This window comes from Klebsiella sp. D-Nf1 (genome assembly GCF_002810515.1).
Taxonomy (GTDB): domain Bacteria; phylum Pseudomonadota; class Gammaproteobacteria; order Enterobacterales; family Enterobacteriaceae; genus Klebsiella; species Klebsiella variicola.
Map to the genome: position 1 here is coordinate 453,368 of NZ_PIOK01000001.1, position 21,205 is coordinate 474,572.

Consider the following 21,205-nt stretch of genomic DNA (forward strand, 5'->3'; position numbering starts at 1 on the left):
GGGGGGCGCTTACCCTTTCGGCGACTTGATTTTAATAATAAATCGCTCGTTAACCCGGGTGATCTTCGCGCCAATATCGCCAAACTCGGTGGCGATTTTAAAAAAATCGTCCGCGTCGACATCAAAATCGAGTTCGATTTTCGGGTGTTGTCCTGTCGCCAGTAATTCATAGAAATGGTCAAGACTGCGGGCTTTTTCGCTGGGCATCTTATTTCTCCATGGTAAACCAATCAGCAGGGCGTTTATTGTTTAAAGCGTTTTCCGGATTATTCAGCAGGATGACAGTAGCGCCTGATATAAGATGATGCAATGTCATTAAGGATACGGTGGGGCGATATTATTCCATGTTGTTAAACCTGTGGCCGCGCGTTTCTCCTGGATGCCATGAGGCGCGGGGCAACCCAGCGGCGCGGGTTGATGATAGACATTTTATGATGACAAATTGATGACAGTGAAATGAACGTACAATAGCGCCGGGGTTTCTTTTCACTAAATAATGTTATTCGGTGGCTGTTAAGGCAGAACTTAACTACTTTATGGTGATAGGGCGTCATTTGGCGATGGCTAACAGTGAGGGAGCAACGATGCAATTACTTGATTTATTCGCAGGTTTATTGTGGTTAAGCAGCGTTATTTTCCTGCTGTATGTCCTTGATGTGGTCATCACCCGTTATCTGTATCGTAAATAACCGGGAAGGGGATACGCGAGGGCGCTCGGCATAGGGTACTGCGCCAGAGGATGTTATTATGACGCCGGACTGATTCAGAAAGGAATGCGCGGTGGCCGGGAGAATTGATTACGATATTGAAAAATACCAGTTTACCGAAGCCGGTGAGTCGCCACGGCTCAGAGCGCAGTGGCGTGAGGTCTATCTGGAGTGTCGTCAGCTGCAGGCCGGGGCTGACGAGCGTCTGCGCATTGCGCTATTGAACGTCGACTATGTCACCAGCTTCGAACTGCCTTTTCGCCTGCTGCTGGTGCGCGCGCCACAGCTGATCGCGGATGTGCGCGATCAGCTGCAGCTCAACCGTAAAGCCGCCGTTTTCAACGGCAAACGCTACGGTTGTGTCTACAGTCTGAAGCAGGATTTACAGGCGATTCCGGAGACCTTCCAGTACCACCTGTCAAACCGTATCCGTCGCGTCGATCCGCAGGGACCGACGTCGACCCCGTACCAGCAGATTGCCCGCGAGATAAAGCCGGCCCGGGAGCGACTTCGCCATGCGCTACTTGCCGGCTTGCCGGTTACCGCGCTTGATGCGCTATTCTGGTTCGGCAGTCAGCGGGTGGCGGCGGATATTGCGCAATTGCGCCGGTCCGGCATGAGAATTGTCACCGAAGAGGTCGAAGTCAGCGACAATCTGTTCAACACCCTCCGACGGGTACCGGTTTATCGTCTGACCAGCGAATGATGCGGTGAGCCTTCGCCCAGCCGTTGCTTTTGCAGGCAGCTCACCATTGCCCCGTCAAACCAAACGCACTGCATTCTGCCGGTGTGCCGCGGCGCAGGTCCCAGCCACGCGCTGGCGATGAGCATTAATAGCATCAGCCCCAGCGGAATCACGTTTATTTTTTTCACTGCCTGTCATCCACTTCACTCTTCCTCGTTGCAGGGTAGCGGTAAAGTATGACGTTTTGTCGACGGGATCACATTTTTTTATTGAGGATTCATGACATGCCAGGCGAAGAGGCGCCGCAGAGATCGGCGTTATTCATATTCGGCATAATGATATGACTAAAATTGGCGGCTTGTATTTTTAATTTTTATTACACCGCTCTTTTTTACCTGGCGGGACAACGCGTGAAGTGACCATGCTTTACGCAGATTGCTCTGGTAACTGGCTGGTTTGAAACGATATTTTAATTGACATTTAAGAGAGTGTTACAGCAGTGGCTAATTTATATTAATTCAATTTACCGATCAATAAATTATATCTTGATAGCTTTTAACTATCGAATGATTATTATCGATCACTTTAAACTATTTTTGTTGGCGGAAAATATATGACATGCTTTAACCCTTTCTTATTTTTGGTATTTTTTAAATGGTTGAAGAAAACGTGAAAAATACCTCTTATCGCTTCGTTCTGGAGCCCGCTATTAGCAACGATGGCGGCTACCACTCGTGGGAATTGCTCACTAAAGATATTATAGCACCTGCACAAAATACCGCCTCAGCGTCGACGTTTTCTTTCTCCACGCTCACCGAACGCGACAAGCTTGCTCTATTTATTCGGCAAATCGAGTTACTTTCCGTATTTGATTTCGCCCGGGTCGATAATAAGCCGATATCGCTGAATATTGATGATTTATTAAGCCACTTTATTCTGACGGATCGCTATCTCTGTGATTTCCTGCGCTCCTGTAAACACATTGCTCTGGAAATAAATGAGAACTTTCACGAGTTTATCGCCGGACGTGAGCTGACGGCGCTGAGCACGCTGGCGGCGCTTTGCCCGGTCTGGCTGGATGATTTTGGCCGCGGACGGACGTCCTTCCCGCTGCTCGAGCGCTTCCGCTTCGATTGTGTCAAAGTGGATAAAGATTACTTCTGGGATAAAGAAAACGACCCCGCTTTTCCCGGGCTGTTGCAGTCTATTCATACCCTGACCAGCCATGTGATCGTTGAGGGTATTGAAACCGAAAAGCAAAAACAGTTAATCAGCGCCGCCGGGGATATCATTGGACAGGGCCGTTACTGGAAGGATGAATATATCTTTCTGTGCTGCTGACCCGGGATCTGATTTCTGCTTCTTACCATCCTTTTTTTATCCAGTTTTAAATTAACCCTTTGTTACAGATAGTCTTTATTAGCGCAGTGATAATCGCCTCTCATTTTCTTTTCTGAAGGATCATTCACTGTGAATACTCGCTTGCGTAACACCCTGCTCGCCATTGCGCTGACCACCTGCTTTACGGCAGCCAGCCAGGCGTCGACCTCCGCCGACGTACCGTCTGTCTCGCAGGATCCGGTCGTCCAGCACCTGAAGCTGAGTGAAGAGCAGGTCGCCAAAATCCAGACGCTGCGTCAGGGATTCGAAAATAATGTAAGCCAGATTAAAATCAGCGGCTATCAGGATGGTGCCCTGGCAGACGTTATTCACTCCGGAAAATGGGACGACGCTAAGGTCAAACAGCAGCTGGCCGCCTTTGGCCAGTTGGACCAGCAGGTGCGATATTATCGTGTGAAATACTACTTCGACGTGAGCCAGGTGCTGACCCCCGAGCAGCGTGAGCAGGTGAAAAAAGACCTTTCCGCCGCGATCAACTAACCCTGCGTCAGCCACCCGTTGCAGGTGATACTGGCTCGGAAGATGCCGCCGTGCTCCGGCGGCTATCACCTGATTTTACTGACCGTGGTTTTTTTCCAGCCGGGCAAAATACTCCGGCGCAAACGGACGCGGATCGACATCGGCAAACGGTGCGCGCTCGAAGTGTGATTTTAGCGCCCACGGCACCGTGCAATCGAAAATCGTCTTGCAACTGATACCCTCTCCGCGGATCGACGTGCTGTATGCCGGGGTCTGGGAAGGATCCAACTGGTGACCACGAATGCCGGGGATCGTCGTGATGCTGACATCCCCCTGCATGCGGGTGGTCATGGCCCACAGGATATCGTCGCTGTCAAAGATATCGACATCTTCATCGACCAGAATGATATTTTTCAGCTCGGAATAGGTCGCCAGTGCTACCAGCGCGGCCTGCCCCTGACGCCCTTCGTCGGCGGGCTGGCGTTTTTTCACCTGCAGGATCCCGAGGAATTTACCGCCGCCCGCGGTGTGGGCGTAGACATTTTGTAAAAAGCCCGGGATAGCGGCTTCAACGGCATTCCAGATACTGGCTTCCGTTGGCAGCCCGGCGAGGGTGGTATGCTCTTCGCCCGGCCCTACCAGCGTCTGCAGAATCGCATTGTTTCGCATGGTCACCGCTTTGACTTTTATCACCGGCAGCGACGGATTGGCGCCGCCGCAGTAGCCAGGAAACTCCGGCATCGCGTGGCCGCTGTTGGTGTGCTGATCCTCTCTGACGCGTACGCCCGGCAGCAGTTCCCCTTCGATAACGATCTCGGCGCGAGCGATGGCTTTCTCCGGGACGCTGACGCCCTGTACCAGCTCTACCGGACGCTGACGCAGCGCGCCGGCGACGCCCAGTTCGTTATAGCCAAACGGGGTGGTCGGCGCTTCAAAGCAGGCGCCGATATAGATAGCCGGATCGAGTCCCATATTGATGGTTATCGGCAGCGGTTTGCCAGCGGCCTCGGCTTTCTGGCGAAACACTTCGATATGGCGGCCAGCGGCGAGAAACATCGACAGCTCATCCCGGCCCTGGACGCACAAGCGGTGGATGGTGACGTCGGTGAGCGAGGCGTCGTCGGGATCGCTGGCCAGCGCCAGGCCCAGGCAGAAGAAGGGACCGGCGTCGATCGGGGTGTTGGTGGGCGCCGGGAGCAGGGTGCGCAAATCAAAATCCGGATCGTCGGCCAGAAAGACCTGTTCCTGACAGGGGGCGCTGCTGGCCGGAACGACCACCGGCGCGACCGGTTTTTTCACCGCTTTGCCTACTTCCAGCGCCAGCTGTGAGGCTTCGCAGCCCAGCAGCAGCGCGGCCCGCTGGCGGCTGGCGTGCATGCCCACCAGGATGCGCGAGTGCGGATAGCCCTTAATATTGTTAAACATCATCGCCGGGCCGATGCGGGTGGGGCGCTTCACGGTGCCGCCCGCGCCGATGTGGCGATAGACGCCGGCCAGCTCAGCGTTAGGGTCAACCGGATGATCGGTTTCGAGGTACTGATTGTCATGCTGTTGCAGCAGCGCGATAGCGTCGCGCAGATCCTGAATCGGTGCGGTCATGATGTTCTCCTTAGCGTGTCGATGCGGATAGTATGCTTCGCAGGCTAATGGTTATCAATTGCATCATTCATGCGTTATTGATAAGATTTTTATTATCAATTTACTCCGCGGAGTTCGGCCATGTCTTTTCGAGCGTTACGCCATTTTGTGGTCGTTGCTGAAGAATTACATATGCATCGGGCGGCGGAGCGGTTACATATCGCCCAACCCGCCCTCAGCCAGCAGATTAAACAACTCGAGCAGCGCCTGGGCGTGGTGCTCTTCTCTCGCGCTAACCGGCGCTTGACCCTTACCGCCGCGGGCGAGGCCTTCTTGCAGAAGACGCGGCTGGCGCTGGAGATGGCCGATCAGGCAGTCCTGGACGCCCAGCGCACCGCGCGAGGCGAGCAGGGGAGATTGCATCTGGGTTACGTCTCCAGTGCGATGTATGACAGCAAACTGCCGGGGCTCCTGCGTGAGCTGCGCGCCGACTGGCCGGGGATTGAGCTGTCGCTGGTGCAGGGTGATGTGCAAATGCTGTATGAAGCGCTGCTGGATCTGCGTCTGGATATCGCTATCATCCGCGCGCCGTTGGCTTCACCACCGGACGCGTTGGTGGTCAGGCCATTTGTGCGGGAAAAACTGTGTCTGGCGCTCTATCAACAGCATCCGCTGGCAGGCGTGGGGGCGCTCAATCTGGCCTCGCTGCGCACTGACAACTGGATCTCGCTTGACGATCCGCAGGGCACCGGACTGGAGCAGGTGTTTATTGACGCCTGTCGCGTCGCGGGCTTTGCGCCGCAGGTGGTGCAGCGAATTAACGACGTCACCTCGATGATTAGCCTGGTCTCCGCCGGGGTGGGGGGGGCGCTGGTTCCGGTCTCGGCGCGGGCCTTACGCCTTGATAACGTGGTGTATATCGATCTCCAGGACCGGCTGGCGGAGAGCGAGCTGAGCATGGTTTACCACCGCCATATACGTTCGGCGGTGGTGCGGAAAGTTATCTCGCTGCTCAATGCCACTGAGCCATAATCCCGGTTAGCCGGTCTTCAGGCGGCCAAAGCTGACAATCCTTGAACGGCCCAGCTCTTTCGCCCGGTACAGCGCGGCGTCCGCTGCGCGCAGCAGGCTGTCGCTTTGGGTGTGCTGCGGGTAGCTGGCGATGCCAATCGATACATCCACCTGGCCTATCTCCGTCAGGCCATCGCGCAGCGTCATATTGTGCACCTGGGTGTAGATCTCGCTGGCGCACTGGTGCGCCCCGGCTTCGTCAATGCCGGGGAGCAGCACTAAAAACTCCTCGCCGCCGTAGCGGAAAGCCATGCCGATATCGCGCACCGCGCGCTGCACAATGGTCGCGACGCTCTTAATCACCAGATCCCCGGCTTCATGGCCGTAGCGGTCATTGATGGCTTTGAAGTGATCGATGTCGATCATCAGGCAGCTCAGCGGGGTGTGGGTATGGACCGCCAGCGCCATCTGCGAGTGCAGCGCTTCATCAAGATGATGGCGGTTACGCAGGCCGGTCAGCGAATCGAACAACGCTTTTTCCAGCAGGGCGCTGCGTAAACGCTGATTGGCGAGCGCCAGCCCCAGCGCTTCGGCCATCAGCTCCAGGTAAGCCCGGGAAGGGGCGTCACTGGCGGTGACGTTCTGAAAGCTCAGCAGACCGATCGCTTCGCCCTGGGCGATGAGCGGTACGCAGAGGGACTGGCCGGCGTACGCCTCCGGCAGATGATAGCAGGTGATATCGGGCTCACCCTGCACCGGCGGATGGCTGAGTCCCCGACGTATCGCCCAGCAGTCGTCGGGAGCAAAGGGCGTCGTCTCCTCGGCGGGCGACAGCCACTGAGCCACGCAGCGCATCTGCCACGGATCGGTATCCAGAATATACAGTTTACCGGGGATCGTCGGGGCGATGTTCGGCGCGAACAGCTCCGCCACCTTAATCACATCCTCAATGGTTTCACAGCCCTGCAGACGCTGGGTCATACGCGCCAGCAGTTCACGGATCGCCCAGTCGGCGTCGCGTTGCTGTTCCAGCTGCTGGCGGGCCAGACCGTTCTCGCGAAAAATGCGGATAGCCTGAGCCATATCGCCAATCTCATCCACCTGGGTGAACTGCGGCGTCTCCACCGCATAATCCTGGGAGGCGAGACGCTGCACCACATCGCTCAGGCGCACCACCGGATACAGTACCCGGCGTTTGAGAATGAAGCCGAGGACAAACAAAAACATCAGGGCGGTCAGGCCGACCATGATTTCCGACAGGGTGCGCCAGGTCCGCGAGCGTTCGGTGGCCTGGTCAATGGCGGCGGCGGCGCGATGCTCAAGCATCAGGCGGAAGTGATCGATCTGCGTCTGCATTCGTTCCAGTTCGGTCTCATACGCTTTGCCGTACAGCACAGCGATGGCCGCTGGCGCATCGCCGCGGGCGACATGCGTCAGGGCCGCCTGCTGCTCATCCTGCAGCTCATCGGCGATCTGCAGGCCATCGTGCAGTAGTGCCAGCTCCTCGTGGCTGGCGCCGTTATCTTTCAGCCTGGCCAGCCGCTGCTCAATGCTCTTGTTGGCCTGCTGCAGCTGCTGATATTGCGTTAGCGTCTCCGGCGAAGGCTTAACCACGTACAGCCGGGCGAGGTCAGACTGCGCCCAGGCGTCGTTTTCCACCTCGTCGGAGAGGGTATCAAAGACCTGGCGCTGCTGTACCGCCTGGCGTTCGACGCGGTCGGCGCTGGAGGCCATAAGCATGGCGCTGCCGGATGCCAGCGTCAGGCCGACGGTGATCCCGTAAGCCCAGTTGGTGATGGTGGCGATTCTCACCCTGTATTTCCTTGCATGCAGATGAAGCTGTTTTAATTATAGAACTCGCCCCCCGCCTTGACGGGGCCCGCTTCAGGGGCGGTGCTCGCTGCGGGGGTGTTCGAGGGCCTGAAGAATGATGGCGTGCAGCGTTTCTGCATGGTGGCGCAAAACGAGAAAGACATCGCTATCCAGAGCGCCATTTATAACATCCGCTTCGATGATCTGTAAGGCCTCCTGCCAGGCCATCCCTTTGCGATAAGGGCGATCTTCGGTCAGCGCGGTGAAAATATCGGCGATAGAGATAATACGGTCGGCGAGGGTCAGATGATTTTTTTCGAGATGCAGAGGGTAGCCGCTGCCGTCCAGTTTTTCATGGTGATTCGACGCCCAGTTAATAATGTCGCCAAGTTCGCTGTAGTCGCTGAGGATTTCGCCGGTCATATAGCTGTGCTCGCGCACCTGGTTCAGTTCGTCCTCATCCAGCTCGCCCTCTTTTTCGAGGATGGAGAGCGGGATATAGACCTTACCAATATCATGCAGGTAGCCGGCAATCTGAATTTGCTGGCAGGTGGGCTCCGGCAGCGGCATCCAGCGGGCAAGCTGGCGGGCAATTTCACCCACCATGATGCTATGGCTGGCGGTAAAGCTGCTGTAGGTGTCGACAATTTTGGCAATCAGCAGGCAGACATCTTTCAGACCATGAATATCCAGATACAGCGTGTTGATAGGGGCAATGATCTCCAGCAGCCGTTGAATATGGCCGGGATGAAGATGCTGCCAGAAGTTCGCATTTTCAGCGACCTCACATAGCATATCGCACAGCGGTGGATCGATTTCCCGGTGCAAAGACACGAACTGCTCCACTACTGCCCGCGTGGGCCAGGTGGCCACGTGACTCCCGGCAGGCAGCAGCCGTTCAAAGGCATCGGCAAAGTAGACAATATGCTGTTCGCGGCTACCCCGGTGGTCCGGGCTAAAATGGTGATCGCGAATGAAGGGGACAATGGGCAGAAAGGTCACTAACCCTTCCAGCATCGCCGCTCCCTGGCGCTGATGCGGATCGTAGATGTTATCGATGGCATCCAGCGAATGAATGGTGCGTTTATCTCCCAGCACGCCGATATCATGCAGCAGCGCGGCGCAAAAAATGGTCTGTTGCCGCTCGGCAGGCAGCCCCAGCCTCTGCGCCAGTGTTAGGGCGATTAAGGCCGTTCGTTGCATATGCCGGTGCAGTTCAGGGTTAATGATCTGAATGACTCTGGTCGTCAGCATCAGCGCTGACTTCAGGGCAATACGCATTTCTGTTCTCCGTACGCGTTACCTGGCGGGCAAAAATGACCTCGCGGGTGACGGAAGTGTCGATAATCTGATCGCAATGCGTGTTGTGTTGTTTGTTGCTGAACAGGTTAGTACCCAGAATGTATCAGGTTCATAGCGCCTGCCCGGTTCAGAGCCAGCCATGCACCAGATTTGGGCGATGTTGATGCGAGAACCTTATTATTGTCTGATAGTTAACCATTTCCCCCCCAAAAAATAAATAAATTCTGGCAAGCCCTTTGCATTAAGCAAGCGTTAGTTTGATTAATGTCTATGAAGGGAGTGGCCTGTATGAATTTTAGAGCATTACTTACCATTGCGTTACTGACGATGAGCAGCCTGGCGTTTAGCGAGACGCGTCTACCGCATATCGTTATTTTAGCCACCGGCGGGACGATTGCCGGTTCGGCGGCCAGCAATACCCAGACAACGGGTTATAAAGCCGGGGCGATTGGGGTGCAGACGCTGATTAACGCCGTGCCGGAAATGAGTAAAATCGCCCACGTCGAAGGCGAGCAGGTGGCGAATATCGGCAGTGAGAATATGACCAGTGACATTATTCTGGAACTCTCGAAGCGGGTGAATGCGTTATTGGCCCGGGATGATGTCGATGGCGTGGTGATCACCCACGGCACGGACACCCTCGATGAAACTCCTTATTTCCTCAATCTGACGGTGAAAAGCAACAAGCCGGTGGTCTTTACCGCGGCGATGCGTCCGGCGACGGCGATCAGCGCCGACGGGCCGATGAACCTGCTGGAAGCGGTCACGGTCGCTGCCGATCCTGATGCCCGGGGACGCGGGGTGATGGTGGTGCTGAACGACCGCATCGGCGCGGCGCGCTTCGTCACCAAAACCAATGCCACTTCGCTGGATACCTTCCGGGCGCCGGAGGAGGGCTACCTTGGCGTCGTGGTGGGCGGAAAACCCCAGTTCGAGACTCGAGTGGATAAAATTCACACGCTGCGCTCGGTGTTCGATGTCCGCCAGTTGAAGACCCTGCCGAAGGTGGTGATCATTTATGGTTACCAGGACGACCCGGAGTATATGTACGATGCGGCGATCGCCCATCATGCCGACGGTATTATCTACGCCGGAACCGGGGCGGGGTCGGTGTCGGTACGTAGCGCTGCGGGCATCAAAAAAGCGCAGCAGGCGGGTATCGTGGTGGTTCGCGCCTCCCGTACCGGCAGCGGTGTCGTGCCGCCGGATGACAGCCAGCCCGGGCTGGTGTCCGACTCCCTCAACCCAGCGAAAGCGCGTATTCTGTTGATGACCGCGCTGACGCAAACGAAAGATCCGCAGCTGATCCAGCAATATTTCCACACTTACTGATCCTCTGCGGCCAGGGCGTCGTTCACGCCTTCGCTACGGTTTGCCCCACAGTGACCCGATGTCGGGTCACTGTCCGCGCTAAATGCCGCGCTTTATGCGTATAAGGCGTAAAGAAATATTTTTTTTGCGGCGGGTGAGGGCGGTATTAAAGTGCAAACAACTGGCAAGACGCTTATTTTTAAAGCATCTTTAAATAAGTCTATTCTTAATTATTCCCTTAAGGCGATTTTAATATTCCTTATGCCGACGGATAAAAAATGTTTCACTCTGAAGCGGGAGCGCTTTAATTCTTTCGCGGTACAGACGACGATCTTGTGGACGCGGGCAGGCTGCGGGCCACGTGGCTGAGCGGGCTCAGTCCCCGGCAGAAAAGGCGTTCTCGCGGCGGGTTTCGGTTATGCCTGTTAGTAACGCTGATGATTAGCGTGAAAATGATATGCACGATGAATATATTAAGAAGAGGATAAGATTTAAGTTTACATTTGGTAACATTTGTGCCGCAATTATGTTTTTTTGTCAGCAAGTTGTTTTTTACTTGCCGGAGTGAATTTCAGCGGATTAGTATTGTCGAACTTGCTGTACGTACCGCCTAATGATGATAAATGGATTCTGTTTTCCTTAAGCGTTACCACATAATTAATGTTTACAGGAAAAATCATGGCCTGCGTATTTAATAAACAACTTTTACACCCGCGCAACTGGCTGACCTGGTTTGGGCTCGGCATCCTCTGGTTAATCGTGCAACTGCCTTATCCGCTGCTGCATTTTATTGGCACCAGCGCGGGTCGCCTCTCCCGACGCTTTCTCAAACGCCGCGAACATATCGCCCGGCGCAATATTGAGCTCTGCTTCCCGGACATGTCGCCGGCGGCGCGCGAGACCCTGATCGATCAAAACTTTATGTCGCTGGGAATGGGGCTTATCGAAACCGGCATGGCCTGGTTCTGGAGCGACGAGCGGGTCAAGAAATGGTTTGATGTCGAAGGATTCGCCAATCTTAATCATGCGCTTAGCGGCGGCAAAGGGGTGATGGTGGTCGGCGTGCATTTTATGTCGCTGGAGCTGGGCGGACGCGCGATGGGACTGTGCCGTCCAATGATGGCCACTTATCGTCCGCACAACAGCCCGCTGATGGAGTGGGTGCAAACCCGTGGTCGCCTGCGTTCGAACAAAGCGATGATCGATCGCAACAACCTGACCGGTCTGGTGCATGCCTTAAAATCAGGTGAAGCGGTGTGGTTTGCTCCCGACCAGGATTACGGTCCTAAGGGCAGCGTGTTTGCGCCGTTTTTCTCTGTCCCGCAGGCGGCGACCACCAACGGCACCTATGTCCTGTCCCGTTTATCGGGTGCGAAAATGCTGAGCATCAGTATGGTACGCAAGCTGGGTCGCAAGGGCTACAGTCTGCACATTAGCGAAGTGATGAATGATTATCCGGGTGAAGATAAGCAGATCGCTGCCGGCTATATCAACAAGGTCATCGAGCGCGAGATTTTGCGCGCCCCCGAGCAGTATCTGTGGGTGCACCGTCGTTTTAAAACCCGCCCGCTGGGTGAACCTTCCGTCTATTAACTTTCCCGCACAGGCTGCGCTTTCAAAATCCCGACAGTTGGGGTAACGTGAGCCGGATCATGTTTTAGTCGTGCGCGAAGGAGTGCAGAGTGTTCGCTGAGTTTGGTGTTCTGAATTATTTGACCTACCTGGTCGGGGCGGTGTTTATCATCCTCGTCCCTGGCCCTAATACGTTTTTTGTGCTGAAGACGGGCATTGCCCACGGCGTGAAGAAAGGCTATCTGGCGGCGGCGGGCGTCTTTATTGGCGACGCGGTGCTGATGTTTCTGGCCTTTGCCGGCGTGGCGACGCTGATTAAGACCACGCCGGTGCTGTTTAACGTCGTCCGCTACCTCGGGGCGATCTACCTGCTGTGGCTGGGGGGCAAAATGCTCTACGCGGTGCTGACCCAGCGCGATGGCCAGGCCGACGCCAGCGCGGAGCCGGCGAGCGCGATCCTCAAGCGCTCTCTGACCCTGAGTCTGACCAATCCGAAAGCGATTCTGTTCTATGTGTCGTTTTTCGTGCAGTTTATCGATGTCAACGCCAAAGCGCCCGGCGTGGCGTTCTTTATTCTGGCGCTGACCCTCGAGGTGATTAGCTTCTGCTATATGAGCTTTTTGATCCTCTCCGGATCGTTTGTCACCCGCTACGTCAAAACCCGCAAGAAGCTGGCCAAACTGGGCAACAGCCTGATTGGTCTGGTTTTCGTTGGGTTCGCCGCGCGCCTGGCTACCCTGCAGTCCTGATCCCCACGGGCCGGTTACCCGCTGACCGGCCCGCCGTCTCTTATTCTGCCCTGTAACAAAAACCCTTCATTTTTTATTGCATTGGTGTTACATATACAGCCGTTTATCGCTCAGCAAAAAGGAAGCCCCGATGATTCTGCAAAAACTCCTCAGCAATAAAAACTGCAAAAAATACTGTCTGTCGCTCGCGGCGGTGTTTGCTATCGCGCTGGCGGTGGTGGGGCGGGCGACCTTCGGGGGCGTGGTGAGCGAGTACAATATGCCGTACTCAGAGTGGACGACGTCCATGTTCTTCCTGCAGGGGGCGATGGTGACGGTTTACAGCATTGTCTTTACCGCACTCTTCGCTATTCCTCTCGGCTTTATTTTCCTCGGCGATGAGCGTCAGGATTAAGCGTCAACGGGCGAACCGTGGTTCGCCCTGTCTTATCGGCCCATCAACAGCCTGAAGGATTAATCATCGTCATGATAGTGATGATGGTGGTGATGGCGATGGGCGTGGTACCCATCGTCAATAATGCATCCCGATAACAGCGTGCACAGTGCAATAATCAACGGTAACACGATCGGTTTTTTCATCCCTTACTTCTCCCGCTATTCTGCTTTCCCCGGGGCAGAGAATGCCGCGGTGGATAACGTGAGTGTAAAGGGTTAACTTGTTGATGGGATAGGATAACTCCGCAATATCGCCGCCGCGATCACCACCAGCCGAACTGGCTGCCAGCCACCGCCACGATGGCGACAACCAGCATGATAATGGTGCTTTTTTTCATTATGCCCCACCCGGCGCCGCATAGCCGCCGACGAAAAACCAGCCGAGAAAGACGACGGCGATAATAAAGATCGCCACCGGGAAAAGAATACCCAATTTCATGATAGTGCCCCTGTACCCACGAATGATGCCCAGCATGATACTGGATATCACGGTACTTTAGTCAATATGAATGAAATTCTCCTGACGGCGGGACTTCTTATCCTGGTACATCGCCTCATCGGCAGCGCGCAAGGCCGCTTCAACATCGATACTCTGCGGATCACAGATGATCACCCCGAAGCTGGCGCCTTCATAGTCGATACGCTGTTCGCCGAGAAAGTAGACGCCGCACAGGGCCTGGCGCAGGATCGTGACATACGCCTGCTGTGCCGCGGGCTCCTGGGCGCTACCGACGATCAAAAATTCATCGCCGCCAAGGCGGCCAACGATATCCTCACGGCGCGCGACGGCGGTGAGTCGTTCGCCGACCTGCACCAGAAAGCTGTCGCCGCACGGATGACCGAACCGATCGTTAATGGCTTTGAAACCGTCGAGATCGATAAAAATCAGCGAGACCTGCTGCTGCTGGGCGCGGGCGGAGGCAAAGCGTAGCGCCAGCTGCTTAAACAGCGCACGGCGATTTGGAAGCTGGGTGAGCTCATCGGTCGACGAGTGCAGCTCCAGCGCGACGTTAGCCGCCTGCAGCTGTTGCACCAGGGTGTCTTTTTCCACGTAGTGGGAAATGAGCTTCGCGAACAGGCCCATCACCTGTTCACCTTCGAGATTATAAGGTTGCTTCTGTCGGCTGGTGGCGCAGAGGGTACCGAACAGAGAGCCATCGGCCAGGCGGACGGGAATGCTTAAAAAGGTGGCGATCCCCAGCTCCTGGGCGGCGATGCAGGAGTGCCAGCGATGGGCCACGTCGTTGCTAAACGTGCACTGATCCTCTAGGGCGCGTTTGCACAGGGATTCATCCCAAGGGACGGAGAATCCTTCCGGGATCCGCATTTCGCTGCTGTTGTGGGCGAACATCACCTGCTGCCGCTGGGCGTTGATATCGATGCGGGTAAGATAGGTGGACTCCATTCGGGTCACCGCCTCCAGCATCTCCAGCAGCTGGCGCACCAGGGTTTCCAGGGACTGTTCCGCAGCGAGGGTTTGCGACACCCGGGCAAGAATAAAATCTGACATGAATAATACAGCTCCAGCACGCCAAACGTCACCCCAGCATAATGGGCTGCAAACGGACATCAGCGTCGAATAAACAGTGATATTTTTAAATTTATCACATCTGTTTGGGGAATACTTGTCCACGCGGAAGGAAAAAAAGCCCCGTCGGGGGCGTTAGCCACCCCAGATACTACGGCTTTCAACGGTGCAATGCGGGGTTGCGCGGCACGCAAGACCATTGAAAGCCATATTTACCTACCTAAGTGTGGACATAATGTGGACATTTTCCGCATCAGCGCCACCTCTCAGCGGGTTAAGCGAGATTGCGTCCTGGAGGTATTCGGGCGCAAAGTGAGCGTAGGCCATAGTTTGCTCAATTCGCGCATGTCCTAGGATCCTCTGTAATGTAATGATGCTTCCCCCATTAATCATAAAGTGCGTCGTGAAGCTGTGGCGTAGTGCATGCGTCGCCTGGCCGGTCGGAAGATCAGGTTTTACTTCCCTGAGTATCTGCCTGAAGTCAGAATAAGACGCCTTACCAAATAACAACCCTCGCTTACCATCAGCTATGAGTTTTGCCACTTCCGCTGAAACAGGAACAGTCCGCTGCTTGGAGTTCTGTCAATAACTGTACGGGGCGCTCCATTTTGGATGAAAAACCACCGTTAGAAACGATGATGCCTGCTGATAAAACTGCTCCAGACGACAGTTTAGTGACAGAACTTCCGCTGAATATCGAAGATTTAAGGCGATATTCACGCCAGCAAAGGCAGGAAATCACCAGCAGGATCAGAAAATCTGCCTGCGAAAGCTCAGATCAAGCCTTCATGCTTACCGTGCGCGGCCTGCGCACGTCGATTGATGACGAAACTGCGCTGGCATGGGGGCCAAAAGTCACCGCCGCGAAAGATATGAGCCTGACGCCGGAAGAGGCAGAGCAGCGCTGGCGCGAGCAGCTACGGATTGAGGTGGAACGACGTGCGGACAGTTACGCCGCAGTGGCTTCGGAATTCCAAAAGAAAAAGTCAGAGGCAGCATTGCTTCAACAGAACGGTACGGCAGCGAACGTTCAAGGGCGAAATTCACCGCTGCAAGGCATTAGCAGGATCTCGCAAGAAGTGCCTGACCACGCGATAGCTGAACTGAATAGACGTAATAACGTTCTCAGCGACGTGGAGGTTAGATTGTTATTAGGTGGCTGCATTCTGTTGCGTGGCGAAATGGAGTTTGCCATCAGAAAAGGGGAGTTAATAGTGGAGCGCCGATTGTTTAAACACGCCAACCACGCCCCGGCATCATTGACCAAACAAAGTGAGCTGCTTGATCGCTGCCAAAGGGCTATCAGGAAAAAATTATGACCACGTTCACTGTTGAAATTAATGAAGATATCGTTACCTGGCTTAAAAAGAGCACTCGCCCTGAGATAGTCCTGGATCTGCCATCGGTGCCGAAACCCGGCGACAAGCTATGGCTGAAGAGTATGCGGGGTACACATATTGTCGAAATGGAAAGATGCACGATCGTGGAGTCGAGCCGCGTTTCGCCGCTTGCGCCCGACTGTACGCGTGGTATTTGGTATTGAAACCAACCTTAGGCACGATGAATCAGTTGTGCAGGAAGTTATCAACGAAAGGCGTACGTATGCATCATTGCTAGCGAATACTCGTAATATCTGATCAGAACAGAATCAGATAAAACTGTTGCAAGCTCGCGATCGTATGAACCGGAAATCAGTACTACTAAAAGAGATAGTCACTGACTAGAAAGCCTTTGGATTTGATGACTATTATACGACTTTTATCAGCTCATATTAGATCTTGCATTGATACTGAATAGCGCCTGCTATAACTTGGTAGTACAGAAATTCACTAAATTGTGACATTAAAATAAGAATTAATGAATCGCATCCAATATTGTTTTTAGTATGGGGCTTGTCTGAGACAATGAATATAAAAGCAATGCTAGAAATATTTTGAAAATAATTACTTCGCTTATAGCTAAACATCTGAAAAGTTTATTCTTAGTGTTTTCTGTGGCAAATTTTAAATTGAAAGATCGCACGCATTGAAAACTGAAATTAAATGAGTGCGCAAGGTTTTGTGCAGCGCATTTTATTGTTTTCGCATGCATTGGTATTTGTGTTGCGTAGCATAGTGTATATGCAATAAAAAAAATAAAAATTGTTGCAACCAAATTCCATGGTCTATAGCTATAACCCCATGCCATATCTAAAATAATATTTGGGTTGTTGTATTTCTGGTATAAGTATTTTGCCTCTATTGCGCTATTATTATCACCGGCTTTTTCATAAATAGAGCTAAGTTTGTATAGTAAATTAATACATTGTCGACGTTTTAAAATGATATTTTCATTGGGGACAGGTTTTGAACATGCATTTGATATTATGTTTAGTGTCGAATCGTCAATTTCAAACCCATTATTGTATATTGCTCCAAAAACGTTCAGATCCCAAAATATTGTGTTCTGGAATGATAGTGTGTTATTAAATGTTGATCTGTTGAGGTTTAGAGTTCTGGCTCGCAAAGAGTCAAACCTGGCGGCGCCGGAAATAATAGTGTAATGAAAATCACAAACATCACATGCGGAATTAAAAAAAACAAAGCCGTTTTTGAATTGCGTGGGGATATCATAAATTATATATTTATCATGGAGATCTGCGTGTTTGTATGTATCATCAGTGGCTGGTGAAAATAATAATTCTCGTACGTTTATTTCTTGAAAGAACGCCATTCCTGAGAATATAGATGACCCTAAATCGATATCACCCCATACAAATGGAATGCTGTAGGGATTATCTTGCGTTAAATAATGGCTCATAGACAGAGAGTTACCATCAACTCCATCATGATAATTAAATCGCGTTAAGATGAATGAACTTTCAAATTTATTGTTCTGTAATTTTAACAATCCATCTAATTGAGCGATTAAAATGTCAGAGGCAGAGAATAGCCCATTGAATGAATTTTTAGATATATTTAAATCAGAAGCAATAGAAGAGTCTCTGATTTCAAATTTTCTCAAAAATATATTCCCGATAATCCCATTAATTCCTGTCGTCTCTTCATCTTCCTTGCGATCAACCGTTTCCTTTGATTTATCAGCAAAAACCACATTGCTAAATTTTACATCACCATTGAATTTATTATTAGTTAATGTAGAGTCATTGCTTAACTGAAGGTATTTAAAAGAAGATAATCCATTGATATCGCTATTTTGTATGTTTAGATAAGCATTCATGTCAGATATTGTAATTGCTTTGTTATTTTTGCTTGGGTAAAGCTTTGAGTTTAATATCGTTATTTTTACGAGTTCATCAAGGTTAGAAATGTGGAAAAACCCAATGCCATATGTATTTGAACTTATTTCCCCAACGATGACTGAGTCGATTATTCTGATTTCACTTTTGGGGTTGCATATTTCGCACTGCTCAAATTTTCCTTTTCCAGCCCTAATTTGTGTTAAGTAGAATATGGTCTTGGATAAATCCTCCCCGTCAATAATTCTGTTTCTAATGTCTGCGCCTTGTATCGCTGCCTCTCGTAACTCTGCTTCACTTATTTTAATTTTTGTATCCGCATTTGTACTTACACTGACCAAAGAAGTGAGTAATAAAGCAATGATGTATGCTTTAAAATGTTTTAATGTCGGTGTGGCGAGTGATCGTAATAAATTAAATCTACTCAAGGTATCCATGCGTATACACCTCGTTGTTGTGCGCGAAAACTACTATGTGGATGGCTGGTGTATGAATTATTTTATTGAATTGGTTAGTTATTCATTAACCAAAAAGTTTGTTGTTTTACTAGAGTGGTAAGGTGGAACATTTGCGCGCCCCTATTGTATGTACATATGCTTTTGTTCTTCATATTTATTGATATTTTTGTGAATCAAAGTTCTTTGATGTTTCATCCGATGTCAGAACGGTAATGGTCTCGTGTTCGATCTACACATAGGAAACTCTTCAGGGAACATAAACAGTATGGTGGAGGAATCCTAAAAGTAAATGGTGCGTTTTGCAAAGACGCACACATTATGTGAATTGCTGATCCTAAAATTTAATCCTGTCCATTTACATCCAGAACAATGCACATAAGTGCACACATTGGCACAGTATTTTTATGTATTTAATCCTCTATAACACCATACGTGGCGCGCTCTGAGGCCAGATTTGTGCATGCGCGAAAATGACAGGATAGCTGTGTGCAGGTGACGGGGGGCAAGCCCCCGCAAGCGGGTCAGGGTAGGGAAGGCGGCAGAATACGCAATTTCACGGGTTCTGCGTCACGGTGAGCGGTGATTTTAGGTAGAGGCATGCCTCGCACAGGCAAAAAGCAGCGATGTGCAGAGGGGCGTTGATGCGGGATTCTTTAAGCAGAAAAGATGAGGCCAGCGAAAACGCTGGCCTGTTATAAATGGCTGATGTTGTTTAAAGAAACTGAATTCTCTAGCGGTTATTTCTCTGGGGAAAGCAACGCATAAGGGTTGAAACGGATCACCTCTTCTCCTAGCCACTCGTTGACCACCTTCAGGGCCTCCATTACGGGCGTCAGCTCGTTGATCGCGTAGACCCGTGCGGCCTTCTCGATATCCCCAAACGATCCATTTCCTGCTGGCATGGCGCCCATCAGCTGCGGCGGGATACGGTGCGCCGCGAGTATGTCGTCCCTGGTGGCATTCTTAATGTTGATAAACTCATCTTTAGCCGTGATCTGTTGAAACGGCAGGATCTGAACGCCATCCTTACCGCCGCCTGGCGCATGCAGCAGTACGTTTTTAAATGCCCCTTTCCCACGCGCGCCGGTCAGTGTCTCTTTGACCGTTTTCATGCTTTTATCGTCAACCTGCCCCGCACCAATATAGACAATACACCCCGCGTGGGAGCCGTTGTCGTAATACAGCTTGCGGAACATGTCAGCGGAGTGTGACAAACTGGCTGCCAGCAGCGCTGCCATATATTCGGGCATGCCGTAGACCTCCGGATTAATGTCCGGATTCAGAACGTGACACACTGAACCCGGTTTAAACGAGTGTTCCTCTTTCCAGCGCCGGATGAACCAGTATTGATCGAGGTCCGTACTCCCGCGCCGGGTGTATTTCGCCAGTGAATGCCGGAAGGGAAGTGGCCCGCCCAGGCGATTGCGTGGGAGTTCAAGGTAGGCATTGCCAAACGTGAACCAGTCCAGTGCGAAGGCCGAGAAGGTCTGGCGATTGAGCAGTTTGTGCGGGATAAAACAGCCGGTGAGCACATTACGTTTGAAATACAACGCCTACTCATGCCAGGCGCTTTGGCTCGGAGCTTTAGCCAGCCCGTAAAAATCTACTGGCGTCTCATAGTATCGCCCGTTGTTCATGCAATAGAGATTGTCCAGCAAATCGGCCATGTCACGCACGGGAAAAGGGCCATCAAAGCTGACCTGACGCCCCACTGGCATCGTTCAGGCGACAGCCACGTGGGAATCGAACACTATACACGGAACAGATAACCAGAAAAGCGCCCCGTTAGCTCTTACTGAAGGAATCTACATTTATGCGGCAAGCTAGAGAGAGTCCGCAAACAAAGAGTTAGATGTGACTAACGAATATGCACCATTGTCTATGTGGATACGTACCGCATAAAAAGTAATGTATGTATTAGCTCATATTTGCTCTAATTCTGTTACAGAACAGGGCGTAATTGTAGTGGCAAAATTCCTGAAAAAACTACAAGATCATAGGAGAATGGTTTCAATGAAGTTAAAATTCACTCTATAAGACTTTCCTGTATCAGCAGTGATTATATGCTCCAATATCAACCGGTAGGAATAAATGGTTAGACATGCAAAACCTTTGCTATATGGGATGCTAGATGGCAAAGCTACACATATATCAAATGTTTCTTCCGACGAAGCTTGTTGCTACCGGTGCCCTGGTTGTAATGCGCGATTGATAGCTAGAAAAGGCAAACTGAAACAGCATCACTTTGCTCATGCTGCTGGTGCTGACTGCGGTGTGGGTGTAGAAACGGCACTTCATCTTGCTGCTAAAGAGATTATTGAAACTAAGAAATATATATATCTTCCACCGGTTGAAGTAAAGGTTCCTCGCAGGGGTAATCCTTCGGTGCTTGATGTGCTTGCTCCTGAACAAAAATACAGCTTGGACAAAGTTGTATTGGAAAGACGAATTGACTCTATCATTCCCGATGTTATCGCCTATGTACGTAATAGGGCTCTTGCTATAGAAATCAAAGTGTCTCACGCTGTTAGTGAATGTAAAGCAGCTCATTTTCAGGCTCTTGGAATGTCAGCTATAGAGATAGATTTATCTAATGTCGCCAGAGCATTTACTCCCGAGATGCTTGAGAGTTTTGTTATCGGGCCTGGTAAACATAAGTCTTGGATATTCAATGCCGCAGCTGCCCGGCGATGTGAGGAGATGCTTTCTAGAGGTGTACGGCGCAGTACTGTTTATCGTGGGTTTGCCTGCCATGTGGATGGCTGTCCTATTCCAGCTCGCACGTGGAAAGGGAGAGCATACGCTAATCTAACTGATGATTGTTTTTGTTGTACGCACCTTCTTGATTTTGGTGGAGATTACATAATTTGCGGGATGGTTTAGTAATAACACTGGCATTTATGAATGTTTGGCACTTACCTGTAGTGTGGAGAGTGTTAAAGGAAGCGCCCAATTATCG

At 51.8% G+C, this 21,205-nt stretch carries 21 protein-coding genes and 2 pseudogenes; 11 read left to right on the top strand and 12 right to left on the bottom strand.

Annotated elements, in window-relative coordinates:
- Positions 1 to 9 precede the first annotated feature (9 nt).
- Complete coding sequence (locus CWM54_RS02165) at positions 10 to 207, bottom strand: hypothetical protein (protein WP_061155019.1); 198 nt, start codon at positions 205 to 207, stop codon at positions 10 to 12.
- 573 nt (positions 208 to 780) lie between these two features.
- Between CWM54_RS02165 and CWM54_RS02170 the strand changes: the two genes are divergently transcribed.
- Positions 781 to 1,413: a helix-turn-helix domain-containing protein gene (locus CWM54_RS02170; protein ID WP_100695778.1), complete on the top strand. Its 633-nt coding sequence runs from the start codon at positions 781 to 783 to the stop codon at positions 1,411 to 1,413.
- Here CWM54_RS02170 and CWM54_RS27980 read toward each other — a convergent pair.
- On the bottom strand, positions 1,392 to 1,580 hold the full coding sequence (locus tag CWM54_RS27980) for a hypothetical protein (protein WP_133123755.1): 189 nt from the start codon (positions 1,578 to 1,580) through the stop codon (positions 1,392 to 1,394). The two genes, CWM54_RS02170 and CWM54_RS27980, sit on opposite strands and share 22 nt — an antisense overlap.
- A 466-nt stretch (positions 1,581 to 2,046) precedes the next feature.
- Here CWM54_RS27980 and CWM54_RS02175 point away from each other — a divergent pair, with 466 nt between their 5' ends.
- Both CWM54_RS02175 and CWM54_RS02180 read left to right on the top strand, forming a co-directional pair.
- Entirely contained in the window at positions 2,047 to 2,733 is a 687-nt protein-coding gene (locus CWM54_RS02175; RefSeq protein ID WP_100695780.1) for an EAL domain-containing protein, read from the top strand.
- A gap of 129 nt (positions 2,734 to 2,862) precedes the next feature.
- On the top strand, positions 2,863 to 3,273 hold the full coding sequence (locus CWM54_RS02180) for a Spy/CpxP family protein refolding chaperone (protein ID WP_032730058.1): 411 nt from the start codon (positions 2,863 to 2,865) through the stop codon (positions 3,271 to 3,273).
- Positions 3,274 to 3,348: 75 nt separating this feature from the next.
- Here the strand turns inward: CWM54_RS02180 and CWM54_RS02185 are convergent, their stop codons facing one another.
- Complete coding sequence (locus tag CWM54_RS02185; RefSeq protein ID WP_100679918.1) at positions 3,349 to 4,851, bottom strand: UbiD family decarboxylase; 1,503 nt, start codon at positions 4,849 to 4,851, stop codon at positions 3,349 to 3,351.
- Positions 4,852 to 4,971: 120 nt separating this feature from the next.
- On the opposite strand from CWM54_RS02185, the gene CWM54_RS02190 reads away from it, so the two are divergent.
- Positions 4,972 to 5,862, top strand: a complete 891-nt coding sequence (locus CWM54_RS02190) for a LysR substrate-binding domain-containing protein (protein ID WP_100695782.1) — start codon at positions 4,972 to 4,974, stop codon at positions 5,860 to 5,862.
- A 6-nt stretch (positions 5,863 to 5,868) separates the two neighbouring features.
- On the opposite strand, the gene CWM54_RS02195 is transcribed toward CWM54_RS02190, so the two are convergent.
- Both CWM54_RS02195 and CWM54_RS02200 read right to left on the bottom strand, forming a co-directional pair.
- Positions 5,869 to 7,653 carry a sensor domain-containing diguanylate cyclase gene (locus CWM54_RS02195; RefSeq protein ID WP_100695784.1) on the bottom strand — a complete coding sequence of 595 codons (1,785 nt, stop codon included), beginning with the start codon at positions 7,651 to 7,653 and terminating at the stop codon, positions 5,869 to 5,871.
- Between the two features lie 72 nt (positions 7,654 to 7,725).
- Positions 7,726 to 8,934 carry an HD domain-containing phosphohydrolase gene (locus CWM54_RS02200; protein ID WP_061155013.1) on the bottom strand — a complete coding sequence of 403 codons (1,209 nt, stop codon included), beginning with the start codon at positions 8,932 to 8,934 and terminating at the stop codon, positions 7,726 to 7,728.
- A 309-nt stretch (positions 8,935 to 9,243) separates the two neighbouring features.
- On the opposite strand from CWM54_RS02200, the gene fraE reads away from it, so the two are divergent.
- From fraE to CWM54_RS02220, 4 genes are all read left to right on the top strand, one after another.
- Positions 9,244 to 10,287 (top strand): fructose-asparagine asparaginase, encoded by a 1,044-nt coding sequence (gene fraE / locus CWM54_RS02205; RefSeq protein ID WP_012542131.1) that lies wholly within the window; start codon positions 9,244 to 9,246, stop codon positions 10,285 to 10,287.
- 657 nt (positions 10,288 to 10,944) lie between these two features.
- Positions 10,945 to 11,859 carry a kdo(2)-lipid IV(A) palmitoleoyltransferase gene (gene lpxP, locus CWM54_RS02210; RefSeq protein WP_061155012.1) on the top strand — a complete coding sequence of 305 codons (915 nt, stop codon included), beginning with the start codon at positions 10,945 to 10,947 and terminating at the stop codon, positions 11,857 to 11,859.
- Between the two features lie 89 nt (positions 11,860 to 11,948).
- A complete protein-coding gene (leuE, locus tag CWM54_RS02215; protein WP_004203730.1) occupies positions 11,949 to 12,587 on the top strand; it encodes a leucine efflux protein LeuE in 639 nt (212 codons plus the stop codon).
- Between the two features lie 130 nt (positions 12,588 to 12,717).
- A complete protein-coding gene (locus CWM54_RS02220; protein WP_004203731.1) occupies positions 12,718 to 12,981 on the top strand; it encodes a DUF2534 family protein in 264 nt (87 codons plus the stop codon).
- A 59-nt stretch (positions 12,982 to 13,040) separates the two neighbouring features.
- Here the strand turns inward: CWM54_RS02220 and CWM54_RS02225 are convergent, their stop codons facing one another.
- The 5 genes and pseudogenes from CWM54_RS02225 to CWM54_RS02245 all read right to left on the bottom strand — a co-directional run.
- Positions 13,041 to 13,166 carry a hypothetical protein gene (locus tag CWM54_RS02225; RefSeq protein WP_012542130.1) on the bottom strand — a complete coding sequence of 42 codons (126 nt, stop codon included), beginning with the start codon at positions 13,164 to 13,166 and terminating at the stop codon, positions 13,041 to 13,043.
- A gap of 119 nt (positions 13,167 to 13,285) precedes the next feature.
- Entirely contained in the window at positions 13,286 to 13,360 is a 75-nt protein-coding gene (yoaJ, locus tag CWM54_RS29455; RefSeq protein ID WP_004892898.1) for a protein YoaJ, read from the bottom strand.
- Positions 13,360 to 13,461, bottom strand: a complete 102-nt coding sequence (locus CWM54_RS02235; protein ID WP_004150782.1) for a YoaK family small membrane protein — start codon at positions 13,459 to 13,461, stop codon at positions 13,360 to 13,362. Before CWM54_RS02235 ends, yoaJ begins: the two co-directional genes overlap by 1 nt.
- Positions 13,462 to 13,518: 57 nt before the next feature.
- The gene (locus CWM54_RS02240; protein ID WP_100695786.1) at positions 13,519 to 14,532 is read right to left on the bottom strand and encodes a sensor domain-containing diguanylate cyclase; all 1,014 of its coding nucleotides are present in this window, start codon (positions 14,530 to 14,532) and stop codon (positions 13,519 to 13,521) included.
- Between the two features lie 234 nt (positions 14,533 to 14,766).
- Positions 14,767 to 15,132 (bottom strand): annotated as a pseudogene (locus CWM54_RS02245) (tyrosine-type recombinase/integrase); the annotation flags it as partial.
- Between the two features lie 26 nt (positions 15,133 to 15,158).
- Here CWM54_RS02245 and CWM54_RS29460 point away from each other — a divergent pair.
- Together CWM54_RS29460 and CWM54_RS02255 are read left to right on the top strand one after the other, a co-directional pair.
- Complete coding sequence (locus tag CWM54_RS29460; RefSeq protein ID WP_413773792.1) at positions 15,159 to 15,869, top strand: hypothetical protein; 711 nt, start codon at positions 15,159 to 15,161, stop codon at positions 15,867 to 15,869.
- Complete coding sequence (locus CWM54_RS02255; RefSeq protein WP_100695788.1) at positions 15,866 to 16,093, top strand: hypothetical protein; 228 nt, start codon at positions 15,866 to 15,868, stop codon at positions 16,091 to 16,093. The genes CWM54_RS29460 and CWM54_RS02255 overlap by 4 nt, the downstream gene beginning before the upstream one ends.
- Positions 16,094 to 16,404: 311 nt before the next feature.
- Here CWM54_RS02255 and CWM54_RS02260 read toward each other — a convergent pair whose 3' ends face one another.
- Together CWM54_RS02260 and CWM54_RS02265 are read right to left on the bottom strand one after the other, a co-directional pair.
- Complete coding sequence (locus CWM54_RS02260; RefSeq protein ID WP_100695790.1) at positions 16,405 to 18,225, bottom strand: hypothetical protein; 1,821 nt, start codon at positions 18,223 to 18,225, stop codon at positions 16,405 to 16,407.
- A 758-nt stretch (positions 18,226 to 18,983) separates the two neighbouring features.
- Positions 18,984 to 19,964 (bottom strand): annotated as a pseudogene (locus CWM54_RS02265) (phage portal protein).
- Between the two features lie 373 nt (positions 19,965 to 20,337).
- On the opposite strand from CWM54_RS02265, the gene CWM54_RS27985 reads away from it, so the two are divergent.
- Positions 20,338 to 21,129 carry a competence protein CoiA family protein gene (locus tag CWM54_RS27985; RefSeq protein WP_133123754.1) on the top strand — a complete coding sequence of 264 codons (792 nt, stop codon included), beginning with the start codon at positions 20,338 to 20,340 and terminating at the stop codon, positions 21,127 to 21,129.
- Positions 21,130 to 21,205 lie beyond the last annotated feature (76 nt).

Excerpts from the sequence above, each read along its gene's own strand:
- CWM54_RS02240 (WP_100695786.1), bottom strand. The coding sequence starts at position 14,532 with ATGTCAGATTTTATTCTTGCCCGGGTGTCGCAAACCCTCGCTGCGGAA.
- CWM54_RS02185 (WP_100679918.1), bottom strand. The coding sequence starts at position 4,851 with ATGACCGCACCGATTCAGGATCTGCGCGACGCTATCGCGCTGCTGCAA.
- CWM54_RS27985 (WP_133123754.1), top strand. The coding sequence starts at position 20,338 with ATGGTTAGACATGCAAAACCTTTGCTATATGGGATGCTAGATGGCAAA.
- lpxP (WP_061155012.1), top strand. The coding sequence starts at position 10,945 with ATGGCCTGCGTATTTAATAAACAACTTTTACACCCGCGCAACTGGCTG.
- CWM54_RS02260 (WP_100695790.1), bottom strand. The coding sequence starts at position 18,225 with ATGGATACCTTGAGTAGATTTAATTTATTACGATCACTCGCCACACCG.
- CWM54_RS02165 (WP_061155019.1), bottom strand. The coding sequence starts at position 207 with ATGCCCAGCGAAAAAGCCCGCAGTCTTGACCATTTCTATGAATTACTG.
- CWM54_RS02235 (WP_004150782.1), bottom strand. The coding sequence starts at position 13,461 with ATGAAATTGGGTATTCTTTTCCCGGTGGCGATCTTTATTATCGCCGTC.
- CWM54_RS02220 (WP_004203731.1), top strand. The coding sequence starts at position 12,718 with ATGATTCTGCAAAAACTCCTCAGCAATAAAAACTGCAAAAAATACTGT.
- CWM54_RS02190 (WP_100695782.1), top strand. The coding sequence starts at position 4,972 with ATGTCTTTTCGAGCGTTACGCCATTTTGTGGTCGTTGCTGAAGAATTA.
- CWM54_RS02255 (WP_100695788.1), top strand. The coding sequence starts at position 15,866 with ATGACCACGTTCACTGTTGAAATTAATGAAGATATCGTTACCTGGCTT.
- CWM54_RS02225 (WP_012542130.1), bottom strand. The coding sequence starts at position 13,166 with ATGAAAAAACCGATCGTGTTACCGTTGATTATTGCACTGTGCACGCTG.
- CWM54_RS02175 (WP_100695780.1), top strand. The coding sequence starts at position 2,047 with ATGGTTGAAGAAAACGTGAAAAATACCTCTTATCGCTTCGTTCTGGAG.
- fraE (WP_012542131.1), top strand. The coding sequence starts at position 9,244 with ATGAATTTTAGAGCATTACTTACCATTGCGTTACTGACGATGAGCAGC.
- CWM54_RS02200 (WP_061155013.1), bottom strand. The coding sequence starts at position 8,934 with ATGCGTATTGCCCTGAAGTCAGCGCTGATGCTGACGACCAGAGTCATT.